Source organism: bacterium (assembly GCA_016873475.1).
Taxonomy (GTDB): Bacteria; Krumholzibacteriota; Krumholzibacteriia; order JACNKJ01; family JACNKJ01; genus VGXI01.
On the sequence record VGXI01000101.1, the window covers coordinates 1 to 11,408 of the forward strand.

Annotated in this window: 7 protein-coding genes and 1 pseudogene; all 8 read right to left on the reverse strand. The window is 74.5% G+C overall.

Annotated elements, in window-relative coordinates:
* Nucleotides 1–787, reverse strand: a 787-nt coding sequence (locus FJ251_09310; GenBank protein ID MBM4117926.1) for a UDP-N-acetylmuramoyl-L-alanyl-D-glutamate--2,6-diaminopimelate ligase, incomplete at its 3' end; no start/stop codon positions are given.
* Nucleotides 787–3,306 (reverse strand): hypothetical protein, encoded by a 2,520-nt coding sequence (locus FJ251_09315; protein ID MBM4117927.1) that lies wholly within the window; start codon nucleotides 3,304–3,306, stop codon nucleotides 787–789. The genes FJ251_09310 and FJ251_09315, both read right to left, overlap by 1 nt.
* Before the next feature lie 14 nt (nucleotides 3,307–3,320).
* Complete coding sequence (locus tag FJ251_09320; protein MBM4117928.1) at nucleotides 3,321–3,794, reverse strand: hypothetical protein; 474 nt, start codon at nucleotides 3,792–3,794, stop codon at nucleotides 3,321–3,323.
* Nucleotides 3,794–4,716, reverse strand: a pseudogene (gene rsmH / locus FJ251_09325) (16S rRNA (cytosine(1402)-N(4))-methyltransferase RsmH). The gene FJ251_09320 and the pseudogene rsmH overlap by 1 nt, the downstream one beginning before the upstream one ends.
* Nucleotides 4,717–4,774: 58 nt before the next feature.
* Nucleotides 4,775–5,176, reverse strand: a complete 402-nt coding sequence (locus tag FJ251_09330) for an STAS domain-containing protein (protein MBM4117929.1) — start codon at nucleotides 5,174–5,176, stop codon at nucleotides 4,775–4,777.
* A gap of 49 nt (nucleotides 5,177–5,225) precedes the next feature.
* On the reverse strand, nucleotides 5,226–5,657 hold the full coding sequence (locus tag FJ251_09335; protein MBM4117930.1) for a division/cell wall cluster transcriptional repressor MraZ: 432 nt from the start codon (nucleotides 5,655–5,657) through the stop codon (nucleotides 5,226–5,228).
* Between the two features lie 194 nt (nucleotides 5,658–5,851).
* Entirely contained in the window at nucleotides 5,852–6,322 is a 471-nt protein-coding gene (locus tag FJ251_09340; protein MBM4117931.1) for a hypothetical protein, read from the reverse strand.
* 11 nt (nucleotides 6,323–6,333) lie between these two features.
* The gene (locus tag FJ251_09345; protein MBM4117932.1) at nucleotides 6,334–10,839 is read right to left on the reverse strand and encodes a hypothetical protein; all 4,506 of its coding nucleotides are present in this window, start codon (nucleotides 10,837–10,839) and stop codon (nucleotides 6,334–6,336) included.
* Nucleotides 10,840–11,408 lie beyond the last annotated feature (569 nt).

Sequence of the window (11,408 nt, forward strand, 5' to 3'; positions counted from 1 at the left end):
CGCGGCCGTAGCTCAGCACGCCGTCGGCGCCCGCCAGCGGGCCGAAGGCGGGATCGTCCGCGTTGACCAGGGCCGGCGCCCCGGCGCGCCGCAGCGCCAGCAGGCGGAGCTTGGCGGCGCGGTAGCGCGCCATGTCGCCGTGGTAGTCCAGGTGGTCGCGGCTGAGGTTCGTGAAGAGGACACCCGCGAAGGCGAGGCCGGCCACGCGCTCCTGGTCGAGGGCATGACTGCTCACCTCCATCGCGAGGCCGCGCTGTCCGGCGGCGACGCTCGCCGCGAGCAGGCCGGCGAGGCTGACCGGGTCGGGGGTCGTGTGCGTGCTGGGCTGCGGCGCGCCGCCGGCCTGGAAGTGGACGGTGCCGAGCACGCCGCAGGCGGCAGGACCGCCGCAGAGTGCCTGCAGGAGCAGCGCCGAGCTCGTCTTGCCGTTGGTCCCCGTGACCCCGAGCAGTGCGAGCCGGCGCCCGGGATCGCCCGCCAGGGCCTGCGCGGCGACGCCAACCGCCCGCCGCGGCTCGGGGCAGAGGAGCGCCGCCCGGCCGGCCGGAGGCTCGCTGCCCGCGGGCAGGAGTAGAGCAGCAGCCCCCGCCGCGAGCGCGGCGGGCACGTAGGCGCGGCCATCCTGGCGGCTGCCGGGCAGCGCCGCGAAGAGGCAGCCGGGGCTGACGCGCCGGCTGTCGATCGCCAGCGCGCTCACGGCGAGATCGGGCCCCCGCCGCTCGCAGCCGCCCGCCTCCGCAGCGAGCCGGCGCGCGAGTTCGCTCAGGCGGAGCGGCGCCGCGCCCATCAGCGCTTCTCGGGCGGCCGGGCCGGCGCGGCGGGCGCCGCCGCCGGCTTCGCGGCCGGCTTGGCCGCGGGTTTCGCCTTGGGCAGGGGCAGCAGCACGCCGGGTTTGGCAACCGGCTTCGCTGCCGGCTTGGCGACCGGCTTGGCGGCTGGCTTGGCCACCGGCTTGGCGACCGGCTTGGCGGCTGGCTTGGCCGCTGGCTTGGCGACCGGCTTGGCGGCTGGCTTGGCCGCTGGTTTGGCGACCGGCTTGGCTGCCGGTTTGGCTGCCGGTTTCGCGGCCTTCGCAGCGGACCTGGGCAGGGGGCGCGGGGCGCTCGCCGCCGCCACCTGCAGCGGGGCGGCCTTGGCCGCGGCGGCGCGCGCTGGCGTCGCCGGGACGGCAGGGCTCTGGGCGACGGCGGTGGCCGCGCTGTCGGCCTCCGCGTCGAGCGCCTCGCCGGGCCCGCCCAGGCGGAGCTGGATCCAGCCCGCGCGGCCCGGGTCGGGCGCGCTCTGCGCGAGGACGACGCCGCTGCCCTCCGCCGCGATCTGCCAGCCGCGCGCCAGCGCCCGGCGGCGCGCTTCGCGCAGGCTGAGACCGAGCAGATCGGGCGGCTGCTGGCTGGGCCGCGGTGGATCGCCCAGCACGAGCGTGAGCGGCAGGTCCGGGCGCTGGCGGCAGCCGGGGTCCGGCTGCTGCGCGACCACGCGGCGGCCCGATCCGAGCAGGGAGAGCCGCAGGCCCTCGGCGCGGGCGAGGGTCTCGGCCTCGGCGAGCTCCAGCTCGAGGAAGGAGGGCACGGGCCGGCCGCCGGTCGCAACCTGGGACGGCGCCGTCAGCGTGGGCTGGAGCTGCGCCGGCGTCGCCACGGCCAGCTTCTCGACGATGCGCGCGAAGGCCGGCGCCGCGCTCTGGCCGCCGTGCGTCAGACCGGCGCGCGGCTCGTCGAGGAAGACGCCGATCACGACCCGCGGTGACTCGAGCGGCGCCACGCCGATGAAGCTCGCCAGGTACTTGCCCTGCTTCACGCGGCCGCCCTCGAACTTCTGCGCCGTGCCCGTCTTGCCGCCCACGCGCAGGCCGGGCACCTTGGCCGCCTTGCCGGTGCCGTTTTCCACCACCTCGCCCATGAGGGTGAGGATGGTCGCCGCCGTCTCCTCCTGGCAGAGGCGGCGCATCAGGGTGGGCTCGGTCTCCCGCGCCGCGCTGCCGTCGCCCGCGCAGCTGCCGCGCAGCAGGCGCGGCTTCATCAGGACGCCGCCGTTGGCGATGGCGCCGGTGGCCGCCGTGAGCTGCAGCGGCGTCGCGCTCAGCTCCTGACCGAAGATGAGGGTGAGCTTGCTGCGCTCGGACCAGGCGGCCGGCCGGCGCAGGACGCCCTCCTCCTCGCCCGGCAGCTCGATGCCGTAGGCGCTGCCGAAGTTGCAGTCCCGCAGGATGCCGTAGAGGTCTTCGCGGCTCAGCCGGCGCGAGAGCTTGGCGAAGCCGATGTTGCTCGAGAGCGCGAAGACCTCGCGGAAGCTGAGCTGACCGGGGTGAGGCTTGTCGTCGCGGACGGTGAAGCCGTCGACCTGCGCGACGCCGGCCTCGATCGGGATCGCCGTCGCCGGGGAGACCTGGCCCCGCTCGATGAGCGCCGCGCTGGTCAGGGCCTTGAGCGTCGAGCCCGGCTCGTAGACGGCCTGCACGGGCAGCAGCTTCCACTCCGCCGGCGTGAAGCGCGACTCGTCGCGCTCGCCGACGGCCGGCCAGCTCGCGAGCGCGAGGATCTCGCCGCGGCGCGGGTCGATGATGACCACCGAGCCGGCCTGGGCGCCGCAGTCCTCGGCGGCGCGGGCCAGCTCCATGTCGGCGATCGCCTGCGCCTTGTGGTCGACGGTCAGGTAGACGTCGCGGCCCCGCTGCGGCTCGACGAGCACGCGGTTGAGGGGCGAGATGAGGACCTGGCCGCGGTCGTCCTTCTGCACCAGCTCCCGGCCGGGCTTGCCGGCCAGCTCGCCCTGCAGGCCGGCCTCCAGTCCGCAGATGCCGGCGTCGCGGTCGTCGACGAAGCCGACGAGCGGCGCCGCGAGGGCGCCCAGCGGGTAGAGGCGGCGGCTGCAGGCCTCCAGGTGGACGACGCCCGTCGCGCGCAGGCGCTCGCGGTCCTCGAGGCCGAGGGGGAGGCCGTCGTGGAGCAGCGCGTAGCGGCTCTTCGCATCCAGCTTGCGGCGCAGCCAGCTCTCGCTCTGGCCGATCTGGCCTGCGATCAGGCTGAGCGCCGCCAGGCGCTCTCTCGGCGGCCGCTTCTGGAAGGCCTCGGGATCGGCGGTGACGCGGTACTGCACCGTGCTGACGGCGAGCGGGGTCCCGGCGCGGTCGAAGAGGCTGCCGCGGGGGGCGGGGAGGGCTTGCTCCTTCTGCCACTGCTTCTGCGCCAGGCCGAGGAAGCGCTCGTGCTGAAGCACCTGCACGTTGAACAGGCGCCAGCCGAAGAGCAGGGCCAGCGCGAGCACGCTCCCTTCGAGCAGGCGAATGCCGGGCGGGGGAACGCGCATCGCCTCGCTCCCGCCTAGCGATCGTCGCGGGCGAGAGCGGGCGCGACGCCCAGGCCCACGCTCGCCTGCCAGCTGTCCTGCGGGCGCGCCGGGGCCTGGGCCCCGGCTGTCGTCGCCACGAAGACGCGGCCCTCGAGGTCGCCAAGGGACAGGCCCGCCTCCGGGTCGGCCGCGGCGCTCGCCGCCGCGGGCGCCGACGCGACCTCGACGCCCAGCGCGCCCGGCTGCCGGCGCTGGGCGACCCGCACCGCCTGCTGGACGATCTGGGTCTGCAGGGCCTCGCGCCGCAGCTCCAGGCGCGCCACCTCGGCGCCGAGCTGCAGGCCGCGCGTCTGTTGCCAGACGACGAAGAGCAGCACCAGGAGCACGGCGAGCGCGAAGTAGAACCAGAGGTCCTTGCGGCGGAGCGCGCCCTCGCGCCCGCGCAGCTCGCCGCGGTGGCTGTGGGGATTCCAGGTGCGGGCCTCGGAACCGGGCAGGCTCAGCATCAGGGCCTCCTCGTCGTCTGGGCGGCGCGCAGGCGGGCGCTGCGCGCGCGCGGGTTGCGGGCGATCTCCTCGGCCGTGGGACGCAGGGCGCGCGGCGTGAGCAGGGCCAGGCGCGCCCGGCCGCCGCAGCCGCAGACGGGCAGGCTGGGCGGGCAGACGCAGCCGCGGCTCTCCTCGCGCAGGCGCTGCTTGACGCGGCGGTCCTCGAGGGAGTGGTAGCTGATGAAGGCGGCGACGGCCCCCGGGGCGAGCAGCGCGGGCAGCGCGGCGAGCAGGGCGTCGAGTGCGCCCAGCTCGTCGTTGACGGCGATGCGCAAGGCCTGGAAGACGCGCGAGAGCTCGGCGTTGGCGTCGCGGCCGGCGACGGGCGCCACGGCCCGCCGCAGGTCGCCGGTCGTCGCCAGGGCGCCCGCCTCGCGCGCGGCGAGCAGGCGGCGCACGAGGGGACCCGGCCGGCGAACCTCACCGAGCGTGACGAGCAGGCGGCGCAGCGCGCCGGGGTCCAGGCGCGCGAGCAGCGCCGCCGCCGTCTCGCCCTGCGTGGGGTCCATGCGCATGTCCAGGGGAGCCTCCCAGCGGTAGCTGAAGCCGCGCGCGGCGACGTCGAGCTGCATCGAGCTCACCCCCAGATCGACGAGCAGCCCGCGCGCTCCCTGGGGTGCGCGCTCGGCGAGCGCCGCGGGGAGCGAGCGGAAGTCGGCGTGCAAAAAAAAACCCGGTCCGACCAGGGCGCCAGGCGTTCGCGCGCGAGCGCGAGGGCCTGCGGATCCCGGTCGACGCCGAGCAGCGTGGCCTTCGGCAAGGCGGCGAGCAGCGCCGCCGCGTGCCCGCCGGCACCCAGGGTCGCGTCCACGTAGAGCCCGGGGCCTCCGCGTCGCAGCAGGTCGACGCATGCTTCCCGGAGGACGGGCTCGTGTGCCATGGAGCTTCACCTCGCGCGCGCCCGGCGCGCGCCGGGGGCGAACACGCGGGGGAGCGGCCTAACGCGACAGGCCGCTCCCCCCTCTCTCACCCTCATGCGGTACCAGCGAACAGGCGGCGGAAGCCTGACGGAAACCCAAGGCCGCACTCATCTCCGAAGGGTACACGGGAATGGAACGGGGAACGTCTCCCGCCGCCAAGATCTCCATCAGATAGAAGCTGGGCGAGGCCAGGACCAACTCGCCGCCCGCGCCGCGCAGCTCACGGTGCAGCGTGAGCAGCAGCTCCAGCACCCGGTAGCGGATGTGGATGGTGCCGGCGAGATCGACGACGAAGCTGCGCCCCCCCGCCGCCAGCGCCTCGCGCAGGGTGCGGGCGAGTTCGCCTTGCAAGCGCTCGTCCCATTCGTCGGCGGGACGCAGCAGCAGGTAGTCGTCGCGCTGTTCGCAGATCAGGGCCACGATCCAGCTCCTCCGGCTCTCTCTCTCACTCTCCTGCGGCGCCTGCTCGCTAGAGCAGGCGCTCCACCTGGCGCAGCGCGGCGTCCACGTTCTCCAACTCGCCGGCGATGTCCGCCGGGTTCCAGAGCTCGATGCGATCCAGCGCCCCCACCAGCACCAGCTCGACCGGCGCGCCCAGTGCTTCCAGGAAGGCCTTGGGCAGGCTCACGCGCCCCTGCCGATCCACGGGCAGGGAGGCCGAGTTGACACTGAAGTAGCGGATCGCCTGGCGCTTCTCCGGACCGGGAGGCAGACCCTCCAGCTTGCCCTGGAAGCCTCGCCAACCCTCGGGGAGGAAGAGCAGCAGGCTCCTGTCGAAGCCCTTGCTGAGGACGAAGGTCTCGCCGCCTTCCAGGCCCAGGTTGCGCCGGAAGCCGGCAGGCACCTGCAGGCGCCCCTTGCTGTCCAGCTTGCAACGCTGCGTGCCGATGAAGTCGGACACCGCTCTCCCCCACTCTTCTGCGCTGTTTAGGGTGGTCTAGGGGAATCACTCCAATCTCCCCCATGGCGCCCCACCGTACTCCTGGGCCGCAGGCGCGTCAAGGCCCATTTGGAAAAAGACCCCACGCGCTGCCGCGCAGCGCTGCGGGGTCCCAACGTGGAATACAAATGTATAGTCCGCGCCCGACGGCGGCGCTAGTGGCCTTCGAGGATGCGCAGGAGGCGCTCGCGCGGCCGGCGGCTGACGAAGGGCCGGGGCGCGTAGTCGGGATCGCCGGCGAGCAGGAGCAGGCCTTCCTCCCCGCCGGGAGGGGGCGGTTCGATGCCGAGCACGAGGAGCAGGCGCCAGGCGCTCAGGGAATCTCCGCTCGCCGTGGCGAAGCGTTGCGGCGAGGGGAAGCGGAACTCGAGGGCGCCGCGAGCGAGCGCGAGGGCGACCTCGCGCCGGTCGAGCGCGCCCGCGCCGGGTCTGGCGGCGGCGAGCAGCGCGCGCGCCTCGCCGAGCAGGGCGGCGCCGCGCGCATCCTCGGCCGCAACGAGCGTGATTCCGCGCTCGCTGTGCAGGCGGATCTCCGTCCCGGTAGGCGGCGCGGCTCGCCGGTCGCAGGCCGCCGTCATCAGAAGGACGAGTGCGAGGGGCAGCGCGCCGCCCCCCTTTCTCCCCACGCGCGGCTCGCTCACTTCAGAAGGAGCAGGCGCCGGCTCTCGGCTCCGCCCGCCCAGCGGAGCTGGGCGAGATAGAGGCCGCTCGCCTGCGGGCGGCCCGCGCCGTCGCGGCCGTCCCAGACGCGCTCGTGGCTACCGGCGGGCAGCGCCGCATCGACGAGGCGGATCAGGCGGCGGCCGTCCGCACCGAGGATGTCCAGGGTCACTCGCCCCGGCGCGGCGAGCGTGAAGGCCAGCGTGGTGCTCGGATTGAAAGGATTGGGATAGGCGCCGGCCAGTCCGCTGCGCAGGGCGGGCGCCGGCACCGTCAGGCGCCCGAGCGGTGCGCGCAGCGCGGGCTCGCCCGCGGCGTGGCCGATCGCGAGGTACTCCACTTCGCCGCCCGCGGGCAGCCCGGTCTCGCGCCAGCGGCACCAGCCATGGGCGTCGGGGGCGAGTCCCTCGGCGATCAGGCGCGGGGCCTCCCAGTCGCCGCCCGCGGGCCGCCGGCGGCCCTCGAGATCCCAGCGGGCGTAGGCCGGATCCCCCACCTGCCAGGCGATGCGCGCGGCCGCGCCCCCTGCCTCCAGGGCGAGGTCGACCTGGCTGATCGCCGCGGGCACGGGATCCCAGAGTCCGGCGACGCCGCGGCGCAGCGCACTGCCGGAGAGCGTGGGCCAGGGGACCGTCTCCGGCGCGAAGGCCCCGCCGAAGTCCCAGGCGAGCACGTGCTTGTTCCAGGTGGACACGATCAGCTCGCCGTCGCCGTCGCCGTTGAGGTCCGCGATGCAGGGCGTGCCGCGCACCTCGCCCCCCACCGCGATCGGGAAGCCGGGCTGCACGCTGCCGTCGGCGCGGAAGCCGTAGATCACGCCCTGCTCGCTGCCCTGCACGAACTCCAGCGTGCCGTCGCCGTCGAGGTCGCCCGCGATCGGGCTGCACTCGGCGTGCATCTGCAGCTCGATGGGCCAGCCCGGCAGCGGGCTGCCGTCCAGCTTGATCAGGTGCAGGGCCGAGTTGTAGCCGCCGCGCAGCTCGACGATGAACAGCTCCCGCTCGCCGTCGCCATCCACGTCGACGGCGAGCGGTCCCGGCGCAACGCCGTTGCTGTTGGTGACGAAGCGCATCGGGAAGCCGGGGAAGCGGCTGCCGTCGCTGCGGAAGACGTAGAGCGAGTCGACATCGCTGTGCAGGACGATCTCCAGCTGGCCCAGGGGATCGCCGTCGAGGTTGGCGAGCAGCAGCGGGCAGCTCTCCTTGAGGGTGGGATACTGGTTCGTCGGATCCAGGTGCACCGGCCAGCCGGGCAGCTCGCTGCCGTCGCCGTTGAAGACGTGCAGGCTGCGGTGGCCGACGCCCCCCATCACGACGAGCTCGTCGCGGCCGTCGCCGTCCAGGTCCGCGGCGGCAGGCGAGCCGTCGGCGAAGGTGCCGAGATTCCGCTTCACGACACCGATCGTCGCCGGGTTGCCGTCGCCATCGACGAGCTCGCTGCCGTTCAGGTGGAAGGCATAGAGGTTGCCGCTGCGGTCGATGCCGGCGATCTCGTAGTCGCCGTCGCCATCCAGGTCCGCGGCGACGAGGTTCGCCCAAATCCACTCGAAGGTGTTCCGCGGCCAGCCGGGGAGGATCTGCCCGTTCTCGCCCAGCAGGTAGATCTTCCGCGACGAGGAGCCGCCGATGTTGCGCGTTGCGACGGCGATCGCGCGGTAGGGGCTCCCCGGCTGCGGCACGAGGGTGACCGCACCCACGACGTCGCGCACGGCCGTGTTGTAGACGCCGATCGTCTGGGCGTCGAGATCGCCGTCCAGGGGCTCGCTGCCGTCGGCGTGCCAGACGTAGAGGGCGTCGGCGCCGCAGACCAGCTCGAGGCCTTCGTCGCCCGCCACGTTGCCCACGGCGACGGGGCAGGAGCTGGCCCCGAAGGTGGCCTGCGGGAAGCCAGGGAGCTGCGCGGGGTTCGTCGAGGTGTAGAGCGTGTCGCTGGAAGCGCTCTCCATGCCGCCTCGGTCGACGGCGGTTGCGTAGACCCAGGTCTCGCTGTTCTCCAGGAGCCCCGCGAGCGCGATGCCGGCGTGCGGCAGGGGCAGCAGGGTGGCCCGCGTGAAGGCGCTCGGATCGCCCTGGGCGCAGTAGACGAGATAGCCGGCCAGGTCCGCCGCGACGACAGGCGCCCAGCGCAACTCGAGACGCCCGGCCCCCTCGTTCAGAACCACGGCGAGCCCGCCGGGGATCGGCGGCGGCGCGAAATCGAGGGTGTCGACGCGGCTGCGGCCGAAGGCGTCGGTAAGGCGCAGCACGGCGCTGGCCGGTTGGCTCGCGTTCGCGCGGCGCAGCAGGAAGCCCGGCGCTGGCCTGCCCTCCGCGAGCAACTCGAGCGGCGCGAGCGCCACACTGCCTTCCGCGACGACGAGATCGGGGTCGAGGGACCAGAGCGCCCCGGCCAGCGCGCCACCGCTGCCACCGCCCAGGTTCACCCAGCGCGGCGCAGCGCGCCAGTCCTCGCTCTCGTCCCAGATGCCGTCGCCGTTGCCGACGTCAGTGAAGCGCCACTCGGCGAGCACCGGCGCCGGCGCGTGGACGAGCAGCGCCAGCGTATCGCGGTGGAGCACCTGCTGGCCGAGGTCCTCGACGCGCAGTTCCAGGCGCCGGGGCACGCCGTCGGCGCAGCCCGCTGCGCTGCGCAGGCGCAGCATACCCGTGCCCGTCGCCTGGCCGCCCGCGGGGAGCGCGGTGAAGGTCTCGCTGGCGACGACGACGGCGAGCGAGTCGTCGAGCGCGCTCAGCCGCACGCGGAAGGCCGGCGCCGAGCCCCCGCCGCTGTTGGCGATGGTCGGCAGGAACTGGATCGTCTCGCCCGCCTCGAAGCGGCCGTCGGCGTCGTTGCGCGGCTCGATCGCGGGGGGGTCGGCCAGCGTCCAGTCCGTCAGGTGCAGCGCGGCGCCGCCCGGCGCCGAGACCGCGATCGCCGCCTCCGCCGTGAAGGTGTTCGGCGCCCAGGCGCTGAGGGCGAGGCTGCCGGCGCTGAGCGGATGGGCCGGCAGCCGGCAGAGCCCCGCGGCGTCGCTCGTCCCGCTCGACCAGACCTCGCCCGCCTTGCTCAGGGTGACGCGCGCGCCGGCCACGGGCGCGCCGCCGCTGGTGACCGCAATCGCGATCTCCTGCCAACCGAGCCCGACGCCGGCCGGATGCCCGAGCGCGAGGGTCCGCGGCGCGGCCGTCCAGAGGTCGAGCAGCGGATCGCCGAGGAAATTGAGGATGAGATAGGTCCAGCGCGCCGAGCCCTCGTTGTCCGTCGTCGGCACGAGGGCGAGCCGCATGGCCTGGAGCGCGGCGCCGGGCTGGGTGAGGCCTTCGCGGAAGAGCGCGCGGTAGTAGCGGTCCGGGTAGCGCCAGCTGCTGAAGGGGTAGCTGTCGCGCGTCGAGCCGAGGACGGCCATCGCCCCGCCCGCCGGATTGCGCAGGAAATTCTCGCCCAGGCAGTCGAAGTCGAATGCGTTGGAGCTGCAGTTCATCAAGGTGAGGTGAAAGGGCAGCGCGTTGTCGAGCGCGAGCGCCTGGCCGACGTCGATGCTGGCGTTTCCCACCGACATGTTGTAGCGGAAGCCGTGGCCGTTCTGGTCGACGAAGGCCCAGTTGCCAAGGGCGAGCGAGTCGAGCGCCGCGCGCACGCTGAGGGGCTGCGGCGTGGCGAGCGTCGCCGCCCAGAAGGGATTCTCCCAGCTCTGGAAGAGCTCCGTGTGCTGCTGCGCAGGATCGAGGGCGTTGGCGATGAGATCGGCGTCGAAGGAGCCGCCGTCGACGAGAATGTCCTCGAAGGGATCGCCCGGCGTCCAGCTCGAGGGCGTGAGCACCTCGGCGAGGAAGAGCACGCGGTCCTGGAAATCGTCCCGGGTCGTCTCGCGGTAGGCGATCAGCTTGGCCACGAGGGCGCTGGCTGCGGCCGGCGTGCTCACGGGCAGGCGGCCCAGCCAGAGCTCGGGCTGCAGGTCGGCCGCGTCCCCCGGCTGGCCCAGGTAGTTCGCCTCGCACCAGTAGGCGTCGCCGTCGCTGTTCCAGTTGCCGTCCAGACAGCTGTAGTAGAGGTCCGTGGGGATCGCCAGCCCCCCGGGGCCCTGAAAGTAGCTCCAGGCGTAGCGCGCCGGCACCACGTCCGTGTCGCCGCCGAGGACGACGGCGCTCAGCCCCCACTGCTGGCGGGCATCCTGCAGGAAGAAGCGGATGTTCTCGGCGCGGTCGCGCCCGGGCGGGTAGCGCGCGGCGATCCAGTCCAGGTCGCGCACGACGCAGCGCGTGCCGCGCGCGAGGTGCCAGTCGGCCAGGGCCTGAAAGGCGGGCGCGAGGGCGGCGCTGGTGACGATCACCGCGTCGACGGGGCTCCCCTCGCTCGAGGGGTGCTCGCGGGGCGTGAAGGGGCCGCCGGCGGGGGGCGCCGCGCGCAGGGCCGGCGCCGGCAGCGCCAGCAGGGCCGCGGCCAGCAGGCAGCGCCGCACCGCGCGCCCACCGCCGCCGCTTCGCCGTTCCCCTGCAGAACGCATGCTGTGTCTCCTCGCGCTGCCGGCTTCCGGCCGCGCCCGCTGTCTGGCCTTAGATGATACCGGGCGACGCAATCGCGGGCAAGTCGCTCTCAGGGCGGGGGCGGGGGCGCCGCCGTCTGGGGCGTGTCGGGCGGTCCGATGCGGTAGAGCGTGTAGTAGAGGGGCTGCGGATTTCGCAGGCCCAGCCCGCGCACCTCACGGCTGAGGACGGGCAGCAGGACGCGGCCGTCGGGCCGGCGTCCGGCCAGGCGCGCGGCCGCCGGCCCGCGGTCGACGAGGAAGTCGGCGGGGGCCACCTCGAGGAAGGCCAGGCTGTCGAGCATCGCCTCGTAGCCCATGCGCTGCCAGAGGGCGCCGATGCGCGGCTCGATCAGACCGCCGAGGTCGACGATGCGGCAGTCCGAGCGCAGACCGAGCAGTCCGATGTCGGGCGCCGCCACCGCCGAGCCGGCCGGCGCGCGCAGAGCGAGGTAGTCGGCGATGCGGCCGAGGCTGGACTCGAGGTCCTCGCTGAAGTGCCGGGCATGGGGCGCGACGCGCGTCAGGTAGAGCGCGAGGTTGGGTCCCCC